This window comes from Nocardia sp. CC213A (genome assembly GCF_030766805.1).
Lineage (GTDB): Bacteria > Actinomycetota > Actinomycetes > Mycobacteriales > Mycobacteriaceae > Nocardia > Nocardia otitidiscaviarum.
Window position 1 is genome coordinate 99,385 of the sequence record NZ_JASFXA010000012.1, and the last position, 17,544, is coordinate 116,928.

General features: G+C 71.0%; 13 protein-coding genes, 1 pseudogene and 1 riboswitch. Of the genes and pseudogenes, 6 read left to right on the forward strand and 8 right to left on the reverse strand.

The window, feature by feature from the left end; genetic code table 11:
• Nucleotides 1-49: 49 nt before the first annotated feature.
• The 4 genes from mgtA to QJS31_RS22130 all read right to left on the reverse strand — a co-directional run bounded on the left by mgtA (nt 50) and on the right by QJS31_RS22130 (nt 5,263).
• Nucleotides 50-2,758 carry a magnesium-translocating P-type ATPase gene (mgtA, locus tag QJS31_RS22115; protein ID WP_306357589.1) on the reverse strand — a complete coding sequence of 903 codons (2,709 nt, stop codon included), beginning with the start codon at nt 2,756-2,758 and terminating at the stop codon, nt 50-52.
• A 57-nt stretch (nt 2,759-2,815) separates the two neighbouring features.
• Nucleotides 2,816-3,001: a hypothetical protein gene (locus tag QJS31_RS22120; RefSeq protein ID WP_306357635.1), complete on the reverse strand. Its 186-nt coding sequence runs from the start codon at nt 2,999-3,001 to the stop codon at nt 2,816-2,818.
• Nucleotides 3,002-3,296: 295 nt separating this feature from the next.
• A riboswitch (M-box (ykoK) riboswitch) is annotated at nt 3,297-3,473 on the reverse strand.
• Between the two features lie 78 nt (nt 3,474-3,551).
• Nucleotides 3,552-3,797 (reverse strand): DUF2630 family protein, encoded by a 246-nt coding sequence (locus QJS31_RS22125; RefSeq protein ID WP_029931123.1) that lies wholly within the window; start codon nt 3,795-3,797, stop codon nt 3,552-3,554.
• Between the two features lie 56 nt (nt 3,798-3,853).
• Nucleotides 3,854-5,263: a PLP-dependent aminotransferase family protein gene (locus QJS31_RS22130; protein ID WP_306357590.1), complete on the reverse strand. Its 1,410-nt coding sequence runs from the start codon at nt 5,261-5,263 to the stop codon at nt 3,854-3,856.
• Between the two features lie 81 nt (nt 5,264-5,344).
• On the opposite strand from QJS31_RS22130, the gene QJS31_RS22135 reads away from it, so the two are divergent.
• Nucleotides 5,345-6,034, forward strand: a complete 690-nt coding sequence (locus tag QJS31_RS22135; protein ID WP_282786223.1) for a pyridoxamine 5'-phosphate oxidase family protein — start codon at nt 5,345-5,347, stop codon at nt 6,032-6,034.
• A 59-nt stretch (nt 6,035-6,093) separates the two neighbouring features.
• Nucleotides 6,094-6,399: a hypothetical protein gene (locus tag QJS31_RS22140; RefSeq protein WP_029931126.1), complete on the forward strand. Its 306-nt coding sequence runs from the start codon at nt 6,094-6,096 to the stop codon at nt 6,397-6,399.
• A gap of 30 nt (nt 6,400-6,429) precedes the next feature.
• Here QJS31_RS22140 and QJS31_RS22145 read toward each other — a convergent pair whose 3' ends face one another.
• Together QJS31_RS22145 and QJS31_RS22150 are read right to left on the reverse strand one after the other, a co-directional pair.
• The gene (locus QJS31_RS22145) at nt 6,430-7,668 is read right to left on the reverse strand and encodes a hypothetical protein (protein WP_282786222.1); all 1,239 of its coding nucleotides are present in this window, start codon (nt 7,666-7,668) and stop codon (nt 6,430-6,432) included.
• 453 nt (nt 7,669-8,121) lie between these two features.
• Entirely contained in the window at nt 8,122-8,883 is a 762-nt protein-coding gene (locus QJS31_RS22150; RefSeq protein WP_306357591.1) for a crotonase/enoyl-CoA hydratase family protein, read from the reverse strand.
• A gap of 77 nt (nt 8,884-8,960) precedes the next feature.
• Here QJS31_RS22150 and QJS31_RS22155 point away from each other — a divergent pair, with 77 nt between their 5' ends.
• Both QJS31_RS22155 and QJS31_RS22160 read left to right on the forward strand, forming a co-directional pair.
• Nucleotides 8,961-9,566, forward strand: a complete 606-nt coding sequence (locus QJS31_RS22155) for a TetR/AcrR family transcriptional regulator (protein ID WP_282785166.1) — start codon at nt 8,961-8,963, stop codon at nt 9,564-9,566.
• A gap of 9 nt (nt 9,567-9,575) precedes the next feature.
• Entirely contained in the window at nt 9,576-11,198 is a 1,623-nt protein-coding gene (locus QJS31_RS22160) for an acyl-CoA dehydrogenase family protein (RefSeq protein ID WP_143979267.1), read from the forward strand.
• A gap of 72 nt (nt 11,199-11,270) precedes the next feature.
• Here QJS31_RS22160 and QJS31_RS37415 read toward each other — a convergent pair.
• Nucleotides 11,271-11,759 (reverse strand): annotated as a pseudogene (locus tag QJS31_RS37415) (chemotaxis protein CheB); the annotation flags it as partial.
• Nucleotides 11,760-11,906: 147 nt separating this feature from the next.
• Between QJS31_RS37415 and QJS31_RS22170 the strand changes: the two are divergent.
• Both QJS31_RS22170 and QJS31_RS22175 read left to right on the forward strand, forming a co-directional pair.
• Nucleotides 11,907-13,277, forward strand: a complete 1,371-nt coding sequence (locus QJS31_RS22170) for a DUF1731 domain-containing protein (protein WP_306357592.1) — start codon at nt 11,907-11,909, stop codon at nt 13,275-13,277.
• A gap of 78 nt (nt 13,278-13,355) precedes the next feature.
• Nucleotides 13,356-14,495 carry an FAD-dependent monooxygenase gene (locus QJS31_RS22175; protein ID WP_306357593.1) on the forward strand — a complete coding sequence of 380 codons (1,140 nt, stop codon included), beginning with the start codon at nt 13,356-13,358 and terminating at the stop codon, nt 14,493-14,495.
• A gap of 336 nt (nt 14,496-14,831) precedes the next feature.
• On the opposite strand, the gene QJS31_RS22180 is transcribed toward QJS31_RS22175, so the two are convergent.
• Complete coding sequence (locus QJS31_RS22180) at nt 14,832-17,540, reverse strand: LuxR C-terminal-related transcriptional regulator (RefSeq protein ID WP_306357594.1); 2,709 nt, start codon at nt 17,538-17,540, stop codon at nt 14,832-14,834.
• Nucleotides 17,541-17,544: the final 4 nt, after the last annotated feature.

A 17,544-nucleotide genomic window follows, 5' to 3' on the forward strand; every position in this document is an offset into this window, starting at 1 on the left:
CCGCTAGACCCTACTGACTTGTTGCCAATACGTGGCCGGGCCGAACCGATCAGAGCCAGCTGCCGAACTTCCGGATGTACAGCGTCTTCGCCAACTGCGCCACCAGGCAGTAACTCAGCAGCGTCAGCACCAGCCAGGGGAAATACGCCGGCGGCAGGGCCTGCATCCGGAGGACGTCCGCCAGCGGCGAGAAGGGCAGCCAGATGCCCACGGCCATGATCGTGCCCGTGGTCAGCAGCACCGGCAGGGCCGCCCGCGACTGGAGGAACGGGATCTTCCGGGTGCGGATCATGTGCACGATGAGCGTCTGGGAGAGCAATCCCTCGATGAACCAGCCGGATTGGAACAGCGTCTGGTGTTCGGGACTGTTGGCCTGGAACACGAACCACATCAGCGCGAAGGTGCTCATATCGAAGATCGAGCTGGTCGGGCCGATGCACAGCATGAACCGGCCGAGATCGCGGGCGTTCCACCGCTGCGGCTTGCGCAGATACTCCTCGTCCATGCGGTCCCACGGAATGCTGAGTTGCGAGATGTCGTAGAGCAGGTTCTGTACCAGCAGGTGCACCGCCAGCATGGGCTGGAAGGGCAGGAACGCCGAGGCCACCAGCACCGAGAACACATTGCCGAAATTCGACGACGCGGTCATCTTGATGTATTTCATGGTGTTTCCGAAGGTGCGGCGACCCTCGATGACGCCGCGTTCGAGGACCATAAGGTCCTTCTCCAGCAGGATGATGTCCGCGGACTCCCTGGCGATGTCGACCGCGGTGTCCACCGAGATGCCGACATCGGCCTCGCGCAGCGCCGCCGCGTCGTTGATGCCGTCGCCGAGGAAGCCGACGGTGTGGCCGCGCGCGTGCAGGGTCCGCACGATGCGAGCCTTCTGTGCCGGGTCGATCTTGGCGAACAGCGTGGTGCGCTCCACCAATTCGGGCAGGTCGGCGTCGTCGGTCAGCTCCAGCCGGGTGCCGGTGACCGGTTCGCCCACCTCGAGGCCGACGTCCGCGCACACCCGCGCCGCCACCAGTTCGCTGTCGCCGGTGATCACCTTCACCTCGACGCCGTTGTCCGCCAGGGCTTTCAGCGCCGCGGCCGCGTCCTGTTTGGGCGGATCGAGGAAGGCGAGGAAGCCGACCAGCGTCAATTCGGTCTCATCGGTCGCCGTGTAGCGGTCCCGAATCGGCACCGCCCGGGTGGCGACGGCCACCACCCGCAGCCCTTCGCGATTGGTGCGCTCGGCCACGTCGATCACGCGCTCGCGCAGCTCGGGGGACATGGCGGTCTCGCGGTCGCCGTCGCGCGCGAACCGGCACAGCGCGACGACCTCCTCCACCGCGCCCTTGCAGACGAGCTGGTTCTCCGCGACGCCGCCCAATCGGTCGCTGACCACCACCGACATCCGGCGGCGCACGAAATCGAAGGGGATCTCGTCCGCGAGCCGATAGCGGCTGTCGACCACGGCCTCCTCGGCCTCGTCCATCCGGTCGATGACGGCGCGGTCCAGCAGATTACGCAATCCGGTCTGGAAGTGGCTGTTCAGATACGCCAGCCGCAGCACCTCGTCGCTCGGCCGCCCGTGCACGTCCAGGTATCGGTCCAGTACGACCCGGTCCTCGGTGAGGGTGCCGGTCTTGTCGGTGCACAGCACATCCATGCCACCCAGATTCTGAATCGCGCTCAGCCGCTTGACCACGACCTTGCGCTTGCTCATGGCGACCGCGCCCTTGGCGAGATTGGCGGTCACCACCACCGGCAGCATCTCCGGTGTGAGGCCCACCGCCACGGCCACCGCGAACAGGAACGCCGAGGTCCAATCGCCCTGATTCCAGCCGTTGACGACGAACACCACGGGCACCATGACCAGCATGAACCGGATGAGCAGATAGGCGACCCGCTTCACCCCGGTGTCGAACGCGGTCTCCGGATGCGCGCCGACCATGATGTCGGCCATGGAGCCGAAGTAGGTGTCCGAACCGGTCGCGACCACCACCCCGGTACCGGTGCCGGAGGTGACGGAGGTGCCCATCAGCACCAGGTTGTCGGCATCGGCGGGGTCGGCGCGGGTGCGCCGCTGGGTGTCGCCGGTGGTGGTGTCGGCTTTCTCCACCGGCAGCGATTCACCGGTGAGGGCAGCCTGGGCGACCATGAGGTCCTTGGCGGCGATGAGCCGCATATCGGCGGGCACCAGGTCACCGGCGGCCAGGTGCACGATATCGCCGGGCACCACCTCGGCCATGGGGATCTCCCGGGCTCGGCCGCGCGGCGCGCCGGCATCGCGCCGCACCACCGCCGCGGTGGTGGTGACCAGCCGGGCCAGTGCTTCGGCGGCCCGGTTGGAACGGAACTCCTGCCAGAACCGGATCAGCGTACTGATCGTGATCATGACGGCGATGGTGATGACGCCCTCGGCATCGCCGGTCAGGTAGAGCACGACGGCAAGGCCCGCCAGCACCAGGATGAACGGATTCCCGAACGCCCGCACCAGCTGCACCAGCCAGTGCGGAACGTATTCGTGGGCGATCTTGTTCGGGCCGTACTGCGCCAGCCGCTGATCGGCGTCGGCGTGGTCGAGGCCCGCGCGCACCGAATCCAGGTCGTGCAGCACCTGTTTCGCCGGTCGGGCACTGATGCCGACCAGCTTCGCGCCGACCGCGCGGGTACGGTCCTCCAGCTCGGCGGCCCGGCGTTCCCGGCGCGACGGACGATGGGTGGGTGGTTCCGGCTGCTGGAGGGACAGCGGAGTGGACATGGTCATGAGGTACTCCTCGCGCGGTAGCCGCATCGGGACTGTGGGGTGTCGGTGCGTGGCCGCCTACCGCTTCGGGTGGCAGCCCAGCGAGGCACTGACCACTGCCGGTGGCGTGTAGCCCGCCAGCAGGTTGGCCCGCTCCTGCGGGGTGAGATTCCGGCGTGCCCACAGGCGGTGCGCGCCACGGCGGCAGCCGCCGAGCAGGGCGGTGGTCAGCGTGGCTGGGGTACGACGTGCGATGAAGGTCATGGCGAACTCCTCGGTGACAGGGCCGCGATTCATCGCTTCGAACTCTTTTCAACCGAATTCGGGCACGCTGGATGGGCAATTGTCGAGGACATGACAATTGCCTGAGAATGCGCTGAATTCGCCGAACTGTCAGTTCGAAGGAATGCCGCGACCGGGCGAGACAATGCAGAGTGATCGAGACGGATACGGACTTCCACCGGGTGTCATCCTGCGGATCTCACCTCCTTGCGGCCGAGGCGTGCGGGGACGCCGAATCGAAAGCACAGCAGGGAGCGGGCCAGGGACGTTTCCCTGGTGAGCACCCCTCTCGTCAGAGTTTCGGCACTACGCGACGTGTCTCGGCATCGAGCCGGGAAGCCACTTCGGGTACATCCCTTAATCCGGGAAGACCTGTCCTAACCTTGGGCGTCTCTCGACGTCGTCAGATCAGTGGCCTGTGTTCGCGTAGGAGCCTCACCTATCGAGGTGCATGAACGTCGACAATGGTGTCGCACGAATTCGGATAAGTCAAATCCCAAAAAAATCGGCCCCCGATCGGGGGCCGAAAAACCTACTGGAGATAGCCTTCCACCTGCTGGGCGGAATTCGGCTGGGCCGAATCGGGATCGCGCCCCTGGTCGAGCCGGGCCCGGCGCTGCCGCAGCAGATCCCAGCACTGGTCCAGCTGCACCTCGAGCTCGGCCAGTTGGGCGCGCTCGCTCTCCGGGTCCAGCTCACCGCCGGTGGTCTTGGACCGCAGCTCGTGCTCGCGATCCACCAGTGTCTTGATACGCGCGAGAATGTCCTGATCGGTCATGAAGCCTCCACTCCGCGACGGTTGCGGCGCGACCCGGGCCGGGTCACGCGTCCATGCTACGGCGCGGCCAGGCACTCCCCGGCGGTCCGCAGCGCCGCCGCCAGATCCGCGCGCGGCAGGGCGGCGTAACCGAGCGCCACGCCGAACAGCTGTCGCGGTCCGACGTAATGGGTGTCGAGGCGGCCGAGGTGCACGCCGCGCCGCTCCGCCGCCGCCACCGCGGCCGCCTCGGCGGTGGCCGAGGCCAACGGCACCACCACGTGTGATCCGGCGGCGTCGCCGATCACCCCGAGCCCGTGTCGACGCAGTTCTGCCACCACCATGGCGCGCCGCGTCTGCATTTCGCGGCGCAGTCGGCGCAGATGCCGGGCGAGATCGCCGTGCGCGGCCAGTTCGGCCAGCACCAGCTGCCCGGCCGCGGCCGGGCCGGTGCCGGTGTGTTCGCGATGGGCGAGCACCGCGTCGGCGACGGCGGGCGCGGCGACGAGCCAGCCGATGCCCAGGGCGGGGGTGAGGATCTTGCTGGTGGTGCCGAGGTGCACCACCACATCGGGGGCGAGGCTGGCCAGCAGTGGCAAGGGTGCGGTGTCGTAACGCAATTCGCCGTCGTAGTCGTCCTCGATGATCAGAGCGCCGGTGCGGCGGGCGAATTCGACGAGCCGCACCCGCCGCTCGGCGGGCATCCGTGCGCCCAGCGGAAACTGGTGCGCGGGAGTGCAATACACGGCGCTCACGCCATCCGGCAGTAGGTCCACCCGCAGGCCGTGGTCGTCGACCGGAATCGGCACCAACTCGATTCCGGCCGCTCGGAACGCGCCCGCGGCCCGGCGGTAGCCCGGATCCTCGATGGCCACCGCCGCGCCCGGGGGCAGCACCGTGGCTGCCAGCTCGCGCACCGCGGCGCTGGTGCCCGACGTGGCCAGTACCGCACTGCCGCCGGACGCGCCCAATCCCCGGTGCCGCAGCAGGTGTTCGGCCACCGCCGCGCGGTAGCCGGGGTCACCGGCGCGGTTGCGGCGGACCAGGGGCATCGGGGCGGCGGCCGCCCGCCAGGCCCGTCGCCACGCCGCGCGGTCGATGGCCTCCACGCATGGTGCGCCGGGGGCCAGATCGGCCAGATCCATCGCCTCGTCCGCATCGGAGGCGGCCGGCGACCACTCCGGGGCCAGCCGTGGGGCGGCGGTCAGGTAGGTGCCGGATCCGTGTCGCCCGCCGAGCCAGCCTTCGGCGTGCAGTTGGTCGTAGGCGGCGGTGACCACGGTGCGGCTCACGCCGAGGCGCAGCGCCAGTGCCCGCGTTGAGGGCAGGCGGTCGCCGCGGTGCAGGACCCCGGTGGCGGCGGCGTCGCGTAGTCGGTCCGCGATCTGTGCCGACAACGGCGTCGATGCCGTGCGGTCGAGCGCGATCGGGAGGTCGTCGGCGGCGGTCGGGCGGTGTGCCGCGCCGTCGGGTGTGGTCGCCGTCAAGGGTCCGCCTCTAAAGTGGTCTGTCGAAATCATCCAGAAATGGATATTCTACTGGGCCATTGGCGCGGCCATGCTGGTCATATGAGTCAGACAGCGTCGAATCGGACCCCCTTGTCGCCCACGCCGCGCAGCACTCCGACGCGCTACCGGCACCGTGCTCGGAGCGACCGAGCGGTCCTGGACGCCGTCCTGGACGCCGGGTTCCTCTGCCATCTCGGCGTGGTGATCGACGGCGCGCCGCTGGTGGTGCCCACCATCTACGGGCGCGACGGGGACACGCTCTACCTGCACGGCTCCACCGGATCGGGCAATCTGCGCGCCGCGAGCAGCGGTGGGGTGTCGGTATCGGTCACCCATGTGGACGGCATCGTGTACGCGCGTGCCGCGATGCACCTGTCCATCAACTTCCGGTCGGCCGTGATCCACGGTCGGCCGACCACGGTCACCGATCCGGATGAGCAGCTGCGGGCCATGCGGATCGTCGTCGACAATGTCACGCCCGGCGCCTGGCCCGCGGTGCGGCAGCCGACCAAGAAGGAGCTCGCGGGCACGCTGGTGCTGGCGCTCGACCTCACCGAGGCGTCGGTGAAGGTGCGTGAGGGCGGGCCGATCGACGAACCGGAGGATGTCGCCGCCGGTGGGGTGTGGGCCGGAGTGTTGCCGCTGCGGCAGCTGTGGGACGCCCCCGTACCGGCCGACGACCTGGAGCCGGGGGTGCCGGTACCCGACCATGTGCTGGCCCGGATCGCGGGGTCGCCGGTGGCGGGGTAGCCGAAAGATCGAATCACGGTCACACTGAAGGTGATTCGATCTAGTGCCGGGAGGTCCTCATGGATCCCGATAGCGATGACGCCGAGGGCGGGCCGACGCGCCTGCTGGATTTCATAGCGCGGCGGGAGGCCGAGTCCGCCGCCGCACTGGCCGCGGCCCGAATCGGTTCCGGAAAGGAGCCGTTCAGCCTGGAGGCCCTGCGCGCCGCCTACGACCTCACCCTCGATCTGGGTACCCGGCCGCTCACCGCGGCCGATGTCGCGGAGTACGAGCGTCGCTACTACCTCACCACCCCGCCCGACATCCGGACGGTCGCGCAGTTCGGCGAATACCTGTACTCGCTCTACATCAACGAGGTGGGCTGAGGTCGCGGTGCGCGGCTGTGGCGGCCGGCGCTACCAGGGTGTGGCGGTGAGGCCGAGTCGACCCAGAGTGGTGCTGGCGAGGTCGCGTAGGTCCGCGGCGGTGGGGATGCGTTGGGGGTCGAGGCCGACCAGTCCGAGGGTGTAGGTGTCGGCGATGCGGGTGAAGTAGGCGGAGAGGCGGGTGCGTGGGAAGGCGTCGGCGCGCAGGCCCGGGTGGATGGCGCGGGCCGCCACGCCCGTGCACTGGTGTGGGCCGAGGGTGAGCAGCGAGTCCGGGAGGGTTCCGATATTGGAGCACAGGATGTCTCGCTCGCCCGCGCCGCGGGCCAGCGCGTGCGCCCAGCGGTCCGGGAGCACCTGGAGCAGTTCCTCGGGCATACCGCCCGGGCTGGTCATGCGGTGTTCGTAGGCGGCGCGGGCGCGGTGGCGGATGGTGGCCGGGGTGTCGGTGCGGCGCACGGCGATCTCGGTCATGGCGAGGTCGTTGTCCACCCGGGGTTCGTCGCGGGTGTCCACCGGGAGGCTGACGGCGATCTCGGGCTCGGGAAAGCCCGTGGACCACAGCATATTCGCCACCGCGTGCACGAAGAGACTGTTGGCGGTGCCGCCGTGGGCAACGGCAACGCGGTTCCAGTCGCGGGCCGGGATCTGGAGTACGGCGCTGCGCGGGGCGGCGTCCGGGTGGTCGGGCGGTGTTTCTCGTGCCGAAGGAGAAGGTGGTCGGCGGGGGATGCCGCGGCGCAGTGCGCGGGCGGTGCCGCCCAGCACGACGGACCATTGGCGGCGGGCGTCCGCCCAATCCGAGTGGGGGGCCGCGGGTGTCGCCAGCGGTGTGCCCGCCAGCGCGTTGTCCACGGCCAGGGTGAGGGCGCGGCCGTCGGCCAGGGCGTGTGAACACGTCAGGGCGACAACCGATCCGCCGTCGTCGAGTGGTGCGGCCGAGAGCCGCCAGCCCGGACCGAATTCCGGATCGAGGTCCGCACCCTGACCGTCGGCCCACTCCAGCAGGGTGTGCGCGGCCAGCGGCTCACCGGCCAGCACCAGCGGATGCGCCCAGCCGGTCACCTGCCAGCGGGGCCGCGCCCCCGGAATCCGCGACCGCACCACCCGCCGCCCCAGCGGCCCCGTTCGCAACGCCTCGTGCACATCCCGCAGCAACTCCGACCCCACCCGGTCGGCGGTACGCCAAATCCCCTGCAGTGCGATCGGCGTACCCATACCCCGATGCGCCCGCAGGAACATCTCGTCCACCACGGTCAGCCGGTTCATCGCAGGCAGCGTACCGACCGGTACCGACAACCGGCGAGCTTCGATCCCGGCCGAGTCGATGGGTGCCGCCGAACCCCGATCGCACCGGCCCACCTGATGTCCGCGCATCCGGCTCGCCCGACGACCGCGCCCGTTGGTGCGATGGCCGCACCATGGGCGCGGCGGCCACATGGGTTCGCGCGCCGGTTCCCGGCGGCCGCACTGGTTGGTGCCATGGTTACGCCGGTTCGCGCGACGTCCGCGCATCCGGCTCGTACGGTGGCCGCATCGATCGGCGGGCGGTCGCAGTGGATCGGCCTGCGCCGGGGTGCGGTGCTGGTGTGTTCGCCGTGAATGGCTTCGACGGGTGGCGGTTCACCCCACGGTCACGCACTCACCCGGCGCGTCCGCGTCCGCTTGCCTGGTCTGGACGCCGTCGGTCGGTTGTGGCCGGGCGGGCGCGGCGCGGTCGGGTCAGGCCGGGCGGCCGCCGCGGCCCGCGCCCGCGGCGAAGCGCTGGGCTCCGTCGAGCGCGCCGTCAGCGAGGGCGGTCATGCCGTGGCGGAACTCGTTGCGGAGGGCGGCGGTCTCGTCGAGGCCGTCCTGTTCCAGCACCGACATGCGATCCGAGCGCAGGCAGGTTTGCGGGAGGGTGGCGAGCTGGGCGGCGAGTTCCTCTGCGGCGCGGCGGGATTCGCCGGGCGGGACGACCTGGGTGACCAGGCCGATCTGCAGGGCCTCCGCCGCGCCGACGGCCCGGCCGGTGAGGATGAGGTCCAGGGCGCGGCCGGTGCCGATGATGCGCGGAAGGCGGATGGTGCCGCCGTCGATGAGGGGTACGCCCCAGCGGCGGCAGAAGACGCCGAAGGTGCTGTCCTGCTCGGCGATTCGCAGATCGCACCAGAGCGCGAGTTCGAGTCCGCCCGCCACGGCGTAGCCGGAGACGGCGGCGATGACGGGCTTGGACAGCCGCATGCGGGTCGGACCCATGGGCCCGTCGCCGTCCTCGGCCGCGCGATTGGACCGTTCGGTGCCGAGCGCCTTCAGATCCGCCCCGGCGCAGAAGGTGCCGCCCTCGCCCCACAGCACCGCCACGGCGGCGGTCGGGTCGGCGTCGAATTCCCGGAAGGCGTCGGCCAGCGCCGCGGCCGTGGGTCCGTCCACGGCATTGCGGGCTTCGGGGCGGTGCAGGATCACGGTGGTCACGGGGCCGTTGCGTTCGACTCGTACGCTCACGGGACCGACCATACGCTGTACACACGACCGTGCACATACCCTTGCGCGAAGAAATGAATCCGTGCTTCACTTCTTTCGTGGCGTATCGCAGAACCCCCGCTGTGCAGGCCCGCTTGGACGCCCAGGCCGGGGCGATCGTGCGGGCCGCCATGAAGGTGCTCTCCGAACAGGGATTCGCCGGACTGTCCATGGCCACCGTCGCCGCCGCGGCCGGTGTCGCCACCGGCACCGTCTACAAGAACTTCAGCGGCAAGGCCGAACTGGTGACCGCCGTCTTCCGCGAGGTCGTCACCCGCGAGGTCACCGCCGTGGCCGACGCCAGCGCCGACGGCGGCGTGGTGGAGCGGGTCACCGCCGCCGTGGAGACCTTCGCCGGACGCGCCCTGAAGAATCCCAAACTCGCCTACGTACTGCTGGCCGAACCGGTGGACACCGCCGTCGACACCGAGCGACTGCGTTTCCGCCGGGCCTTCGCCGACACCTTCGAAACCGCCGTGGCCGACGGCGTCGCCAATGGCCAACTGCCACCGCAGGATCCACGCACCAGCGCCACCGCCCTGGTCGGCGCGATCGGTGAGGTGCTGGTCGGCCCGCTGGCCCAGGAGCTGCCACGCGAGACGGTGCTGCCCGATCTCGTCGCCTTCGCACTGCGCGCCCTCGGCGTGCGGGCATCCTCGACATAGGAGTCACCCATGCACACCCACGACGTGTTCAACCAGGTGCCGAACATCGTCCCCTTCGACAACTCTCGCAATCCCGCGCTGCTCGAGGGCCTGCACCGCGAGGGTGCGGGCTGGGCCGAGGACGAGGTGCGCGAGCTCGGCGCGCTCGCCGGAGGGGCGCGGGCGCAGGAGTGGGGACGGCTGGCCAACGACTATCCGCCGGTGCTGCGCACCCACGACCGCTACGGCCACCGGGTGGACGAGGTCGAATTCCATCCGCACTGGCACGATCTGATGCGGGTGGCGGTGGAACACGGCCTGCACGGCACGCCCTGGCAGGACGACCGCGCCGGTGCGCACGTCGCGCGCGCCGCCAAGTTCTACACCTGGGGTCTGGCCGACGCGGGCCATATGTGCCCGATCTCCATGACCTACGCGGTGATTCCGGCGCTGCGGCACAATCCGGAACTCGCCGCGAAGTACGAACCGCTGCTGGCGTCGCGGGTATACGACTACGGCCTGCGGGAGCCGTCCGGCAAGGCCGGTCTGATCGCGGGCATGTCCATGACCGAGAAGCAGGGCGGTTCCGACGTCCGCGCCAACACCACCACGGCCACACCGCAATCCGACGGCACGTACCGCATCGTCGGCCACAAGTGGTTCACCTCCGCGCCCATGTCGGACATGTTCCTGACCCTCGCGCAGGCCCCCGGCGGCCTGTCCTGCTTCCTGCTGCCGCGCGTGCTGCCGGACGGTTCGCGCAATCCCCTTCGCCTGCAACGGCTCAAGGACAAACTGGGCAACAAGTCCAACGCCTCCTCGGAGATCGAGTACGAGAACGCCACCGGCTGGCTGGTCGGCGCGGAGGGCGCGGGCGTGAAGACCATTATCGAGATGGTCAATATGACCCGCCTGGACTGCGTGATCGGCTCGGCCACCGGCATGCGCGCCGGGGTGGTGCACGCGGTGCACCACGCCCGCCACCGGGACGCCTTCGGCAAGAAGCTGATCGACCAGCCCGCCATGCGCAATGTGCTGGCCGACCTGGTGGTCGAATCCGAGGCCGCCACCACCGTCATGATGCGGCTGGCGGGTGCGACCGACCGCGCCGCGACCGATCCCGCCGAGGCCGCGCTGCGCCGGATCTCCCTGGCCGTCACCAAGTACTGGGTGTGCAAGCGTGCCCCCGCGCATGCCGCCGAAGCGCTGGAATGCCTGGGCGGCAATGGCTACGTGGAGGATTCCGGGATGCCGCGGCTGTACCGGGAGGCCCCGCTCATGTCCATCTGGGAGGGCTCCGGCAATGTGGCGGCCCTGGATGCCCTGCGCGCCATGGGACGTCAGCCCGAAACGGTCGAGGCGTATTTCGACGAGGTGTCACGGGCGCGCGGGGCCAATCCGCACCTGGATGCGGCCATCGACCGAATCGGCAAGGAACTCACCGATCTCGCCGATATCGAGTACCGGGCGCGCCGCGTGGTGGAGTCGATGGCGCTGGTGCTCCAGGGCGCGCAGCTGGTGCGACACGGCAACGCCGCGGTCGCGGACGCCTTCTGCGCCACCCGATTCGGCGGTGACTGGGGCGTCGCGTTCGGCACCCTGCCGACCGGCATCGACACCGAGGCGATCCTGCAACGCGCCTACGTGAGCTGATCCGGGCGGTATGCGGTCGGGCATACCGCGAAAGCGCGCTTCGCGCGGATCCTCGACGAGGACGGTGCCGCCGCGGTTGCGGACCTCCTTGGCACCCGTCGCGCCATCACTGCCCGAACCGGTCAGCACGCAGGCGATGGCCCGGGATCCGTAGCGGTCCGCGACGGATTCGAACCGCACATCCGCGGAGGGGCGCACGAAATGCCCGGGTTTCTCGTCGGACAGCGAGAGTTCCCCGTTCGACCCCACCCGCAGGTGACGAGCGGGCGGAGCCAGATACACCGTGCCCGGCTCGATCCGCTCCCCACCGCGCACCAGCCGGACCGGCAGCCGGGACCTGCGGGCGAGAATGCCGGTGAGCAGGGTGGGATGGCGCGGGTCGAGATGCTGCACCAGCAGCACCGGCACCGGCAGGTCGGCGGGCAGGCTGCCGATGACATGGGTCAGCGCGGCGGGGCCGCCCGCGGATGACGCGATGGCCACCACATCGAAGTTCGAGGTGTGGGGCGCTGTGTCCACGATCCGATCGTCCCCGGTGGGCGTCGTGTCCGACCAGGGCACAAAGACCTCGTCGACTGCCTCGATGGCCGGTTCGCCGGGTGAGGAAGAGCACGGCCCGCAGATGCTGTGTCGACCGCACGGGCGGCAATAGATTGGGGGTACGCGCTCGACGGGGAGCGCGGCAACGCGGGGTTAGGACGGCGTTCGATGGGTGAGTACACGCAGTTCATCGCACTTCCGGCGGAGCGCCTCTGGGAAGTGGTGGGGGACCCGAGGCAGTGGCCGCGGTGGAATCCGGCGGTCACGTCGGTGACGTTGGCCGGGCCGCCCGAGGTGGGTGTGACGGGCGGGTATCTGCCGCGAGGGCCGGTCTACGAGGCGGTACACAAACGCTTCGCCGATCCGTTCACGATCACCACGGTGGTGCCGGGCCGACGCCTGGTGCTCGAGCAGCCCGAACCCGCCGGGACCATGCGGGTGGAGTGGACGCTCACACCGCGGACCGGCGGGACGGTGGTCGGGCAGCGGATCACCTTCGTCGGCATGTCGGCGGCGGTGGCGCGGACGGTGGTCGGTGGTCTGCTGGAGGCCGATGCCCGCGTCGGATTCGCGCGACTGGCTCGGGCCGCCGGACTGGAACCCGCCGCGGACGCGCTCACGGTGGTGATCGCCGGGGGCAGTGGTGCGCTGGGCCGGAGCCTGGCGACGGATCTGGTGTGCCGGGGGCAGCGGGTGACCGTACTCACCCGGCGTGCGGACGCGAGCTTGCCGTTCACCCAGGTGGAGTGGGACGGCCGTGGCCAGGGCGAGTGGGTCGCGGCGCTGCGCGGTCCTGGGCGGACCGCGCTGGTGAACCTGGCGGGCAAGCTGGTGGACTGCCGTCCGACCGAACGGAATATCGCCGTACTGCGCGACAGCCGGGTGGATTCCACGGCCGCACTGGTCGCGGCGTCGAAAACCCTGGACCGGCCGCTCGACTACTGGGTGCAGGCCAGCACCACGGCCATCTGGTCGGATGCGGGGGAGACCCGCTGCACCGAACGCACGCCGCTGCCGGTCGGCCTGCCGCAGATGACGGGCGTCGCCGAACCGTGGGAGCGGGCCTTCGACGGGGCCGCGGCCGAACACCGGACGATTCTGCGCACCTCCATCGTGTTGGATCCCGACGCCCCCGCCGTGCGCAGGCTGGCGACGCTGACCAAGGCGGGGCTGGGCGGCCGGGTCGGCAGCGGCGAGCAGTGGTTCAGCTGGATCCACCGCGAGGACTGGCTGGCCATCGTCCGGGCCGCCCTCGGAATGACCCCGGAGGTCACGCTGCCCGACGGAATCCTGGTGGCCGCCACCGATTTTCCGGTGCGCAACCGGGAACTCATGGCCGCGCTGCGGCGTCGCCTGCACCGGCCGCCCGCACCACCCACCCCGGCGGCCGTACTGCGGATCGGCGCGGTGGTGCTGCGCACCGACGCGGCCCTCGGGCTCACCGGCCGCCATGCCACCTCGGAGGTACTGCGGCAGGCCGGATTCCGCTTCCGCTATCCGACGCTCGACGAAGCTCTGGCCGAGATCCTGCCGGGCTGAACCGGATACGGGCGATCGCCCGATAGCGCCACGGCACACCCGTCCCTAGCGTTGGTGTGTTCGTCGGAGGGAGTCGCAATGGGCAGGGAAGCCATCGTCGTCGGTGGCGGTATCGGGGGCCTGGCGGCGGCCCGCGCGTTGGGGCTGCGCGGGTGGGAGGTCGCGGTGCTGGAGAAGGCCCGTGACTTCGGTGCGGTCGGTGCGGGAATCTCGATCTGCCCCAACGGTCTGCGCGCCCTGGACGCCCTCGGGCTCGGCGCTGTCGTCCGGGCGCGTGCGTTGGCGGAGACCACGGCGGGCATCCGCACCCCCTCGGGCCGCTGGCTGTCGCGCACCGACACCCGAGAGTTCGAACGCCGCTTCGGTCCCCTCGTCGTCCTGCATCGGGCCGATCTGGTGGACAGCCTGCGGGCCGCCGTCCCCGATCATGCCCTGCACGTGGACACCGAGGTGGAGGAGGTGCGCACGGTCGGAGCCAAGGTGGAGGTGGTGCACCGCCGCGGTACCGTGCGGGCCGATCTGGTGATCGCCGCCGACGGTCTGCACAGCTCGATCCGCACGCGACTATGGCCCGACGCGCCGCGCCCCCGCTACGTCGGATACACGGCGTGGCGGCTGGTTGTCTCCCCGCCGCGGCCGGTGCGCTCCGGCGGGGAGACCTGGGGGCGCGGCCAACGGATCGGGCTCGCGCCGCTGCCGGACGGTCGGGTCTATCTCTATGCCGCCGCGAGTGTTCCGGCCGGACAGTGCGGCGACGAGGGTGAGCTGGTGGAGCTGCGACGTCGCTTCGGTTCCTGGCACGACCCCATTCCCGAACTGTTGGCGGCCGCCACCGAGTCGGCGGTGCTCCGACACGACATTCTCGAACTGCCGCATCTGGACAGCTTCGCCAACGGCCGGATCGCGCTGCTCGGCGATGCGGCGCACGCCATGACACCGGATCTGGGTCAGGGCGCGAATCAGGCCCTGGAGGACGCCCTCACGCTGGCGGCCGCGCTCGACTCACACCAGGAGACCGCCGCCGCACTCGCCGCCTACGACCGCGCGCGGCGTCCCCGCGTGCAGGGCATCGCCGAGCGCTCCCATCTCATGGGCGCACTCGCGCAGCGGCATTCGCTCCCGGCCGTCGCGGCCCGGAATCTGGCATTGCGGCTGCTCCCGGGCCGGGTGATGCTGAACTCGCTGGCACCCACGCTCGACTGGCATCCACCCCGCTGATCGCTGTCTGCTCCGCTGCGGGCTGATGCTGCTGCGGGTCGCTGCTGTAGCGGGCTGATGCTGCTGCGGGCTGGTGCCGTAGCGGAGGTCGCGGCCGAATCCCGGCTGCCCCCGCCAGCTCCGAACATTCGCTTACCGGACGCCCCCTGGTATCGATCGCCGCCCGCCACGGCCGATTAGGGCATTCGCCCGATACCGGCGCGACCGCCGTCTTCCTAGTCTGGTCAGCGGCGGTACGGCATCCCTCGCCGTGCCGCCGATCCGTGTGGCGAGGCGGCCTCCCCCGAATTCGACGTCCGCCTCGTCACCACGGTCTCGGTCCGGACCGTCACGGGCTCAATTCAGCTCCAGGCGGGCCAGTTCCACTCGATTGGCGACCCCGAGCTTGCGGAAGACCCGCGACAGATGATGTCCCACCGTCTTCGGGCTCAGGAACAGGCGGGCCGCGATCTCCCGATTGGTGCTTCCGGTCGCGGCGAGCCGCGCCACCTGCAGTTCCTGCGGTGTCAAAGCCGCGACGGATTCGCGGCCGGTGGCCGCCACCGCACCCGCGGCACGCAGCTCCGCGCGCGCCCGCTCCGCCCAGGAGTTCGCGCCCACCCGGTCGAACGAGTCAGCGGCCGTGTGCAATTCGGTGCGCGCGGCGGCGAAGCGGTGCTGGTGGCGCAGCCATTCGCCGTACAACAGACCGGTGCGGGCCCGGTCGAACCAGCGACCCGCGGCGGCATGCAGCTCCAGGGCTCGGGTGTAGGCATCCGGGTCGTCCGTCAGTACCGCCCGCCCGCGCAGCAGCAGCGCCTCCGCCCACGGGGCCTCCAGTGCCGCGGCCCAGATCCGCAGGGCTTCCAGCGGTTCCCGGGCCCGCTCCGGCCGGCCGGTGCGCACCGCGGCCTCGATGCGGTCGGCGTAGACGGACAGCCACTGGCCGTGCCGATTCATCGGGGTGCGGTCCAGGGCCTCCATCCGGTCCAGTGCGGATTCGAAGTCTCCGCGGGCCATATCCAGTACCGCCACCGCCCAATCGAATTGGGTGCGGTGCATGGCGGCGATGGGCGGCCCCTGCCAGTACCTCTCGACCAGCTCCAGGCAGCGTGCGGCATCGCCCATCGCGGCGGCGGTCAGTGCCAGTACCGCGGCCGCGTGGGTGCCGCGCACCGGCTGCTCGGCATGGTCGCCGAGCTGGGCGGCCTCGGTGGCCAGCAGCTCCGCCTCGCGAAACCGCCCGGCCATGAATTCCACCTGGGCCACGCGTGATTCGACGGTGGCCAGCCAGCCCGCCGCACCCTGGGCACGGCAGTCCTCGGCGAGTTCGGTGAGCAGGTCGCGGGTGGCGTCGGTATCGCCGAGCACGATCGCCTGCGTCGACAGCGCCAGGCGCACCACCGGATCCCGCTGCCGCAGCTCGGATGCGGTGCCGCGGTTGCGGCGCAACAGCGCGATGCCATCGGTCGGATCGTCGGCGTACAGTCCCAGCGCGCCGTCGTAGGCGAGCAGGAAACGGTCGCGGTCCCGGCTCGGCGGCAGCTCCCGCAGCTGGTCGCGCGCGTCCCGCAGCGCGCCCAGATCGGCTGCGGCCCAAGCGCAGCGACCGGCCTCGAGGAGGAGTACCGCCGCACGCTCGGGATCGGTCGCCGCCACGGCCGCCGCTCCCGCGCGCAGCAGTCGATACGCCCGCTCCGGTGCGCCGCGTTCGAACGCCGTATACGCGCGAACCCTGGCGATCCGGGCGCGCCACACCGGATCGGCGGGCAGCGGTGCGAGCTCCTCGGCCAGCCGTTCGGCGCTGTCGAAACGTCCGGCGCTGGCCGCGTTCTCCAAGGCTTCGACCAGACGCCGGGCGCGTTCGCGCGGAGCCGGTGACAGCTGCGCGGCGCGCTCCCACGTGCTGGCCGCCGCCCCGTGCCCACAGCGATCCCGCGCCCGAACCGCGGCCGATTCCAGTGCGGCCGCGACGGTTTCGCTCGGCTCCCGAGCAGCCTCGGCCAGGTGCCAGGCTTGCCGGTCCGGATCGTCGGCGAGCGCCGTGGCGAGTGCCGCGTGCACCGCGCGCCGCGCGTCGGCGGGCGCGCTGCGGTACGCCGCGGCCCGCATGATCGGATGCCGGAACAGCACGCGCTGCCCCGAGACATCGATGAGGCCGTCGCGCTCCGCCGCCGCGAGCGCATCGGGACCGGCCCCGAGCGCGGCCAGCACCCGCAGCACGGTGGCCAGCTCACCGGCGTCGTCGGCGGCGGCCACCAGCAGGGCTCGCCGCGCCGCCTCCGGCAAGGCCGCGATGTGCTGCTGATATCCGGCCAGCAGCCGATCGCTGAGCGCCAGCGGACCCACCTGCGACATCCCGGGGTTCATGCCCGGCAGCTCCAGCAGCGCCAGCGGGTTGCCCGCCGCCTCCGCGAGCACCCGGTCACGCACCTCGACCGGCAGCGTCGGGAAGTGGTCCGCCAGCAGCGTTCGCGCCTGTTCGGAATCCAGCGGGGCCGGACACAGGCGCTCGAGCCCCGGCGCGCGGAACGGCGCTCGACCCGCGAACAGCAGCACGACGCCCTCCGCGCCCAGTCTGCGGGCCGTGAACAGCAGGGCGTCCAGCGACGACTGGTCCAGCCACTGCGCGTCGTCGATCAGGCACAGCACGGGGGCGGCGGTGGCCAGTTCCGCCAGCAGCGACAGCGTCGCCAGGCCCACCAGGAACCGTTCCGGATTCGCCAGCGGCCGCAGTCCCAGCGCGCAGCCCAGCGCCTCCCGCTGCGGCTCCGGCAGTACATCCAGGTGGGTCAGCGCGGGTTCCAGCAACTGCCGCAGAGCGGTGAAGGGGAGTTCCGCCGCGGTCTCGATACCGGTGCAGCGCAGGATCCGCCAACTCGGATCGGTGAGTTCGGCGGCCCGGCGCAGCAGCGCGGATTTGCCCTCGCCGGGACCGGCGAGCACCGCCAGCGCCCCGCTGCGCCCCGCGCGGGCGTCCGAGAGCAGCGTCCGGATGCGATGTTGTTCGGTCGCGCGGCCGTAGAGCATTACCAGCACTTTGCCGCTCGGGCGATCGGGCCGCAATTCA

Excerpts from the sequence above, each read along its gene's own strand:
- mgtA (WP_306357589.1), bottom strand. The coding sequence starts at position 2,758 with ATGACCATGTCCACTCCGCTGTCCCTCCAGCAGCCGGAACCACCCACC.
- QJS31_RS22120 (WP_306357635.1), bottom strand. The coding sequence starts at position 3,001 with ATGACCTTCATCGCACGTCGTACCCCAGCCACGCTGACCACCGCCCTG.
- QJS31_RS22125 (WP_029931123.1), bottom strand. The coding sequence starts at position 3,797 with ATGACCGATCAGGACATTCTCGCGCGTATCAAGACACTGGTGGATCGC.
- QJS31_RS22135 (WP_282786223.1), top strand. The coding sequence starts at position 5,345 with ATGAGTCAGACAGCGTCGAATCGGACCCCCTTGTCGCCCACGCCGCGC.
- QJS31_RS22140 (WP_029931126.1), top strand. The coding sequence starts at position 6,094 with ATGGATCCCGATAGCGATGACGCCGAGGGCGGGCCGACGCGCCTGCTG.
- QJS31_RS22145 (WP_282786222.1), bottom strand. The coding sequence starts at position 7,668 with ATGAACCGGCTGACCGTGGTGGACGAGATGTTCCTGCGGGCGCATCGG.
- QJS31_RS22160 (WP_143979267.1), top strand. The coding sequence starts at position 9,576 with ATGCACACCCACGACGTGTTCAACCAGGTGCCGAACATCGTCCCCTTC.
- QJS31_RS22170 (WP_306357592.1), top strand. The coding sequence starts at position 11,907 with ATGGGTGAGTACACGCAGTTCATCGCACTTCCGGCGGAGCGCCTCTGG.
- QJS31_RS22175 (WP_306357593.1), top strand. The coding sequence starts at position 13,356 with ATGGGCAGGGAAGCCATCGTCGTCGGTGGCGGTATCGGGGGCCTGGCG.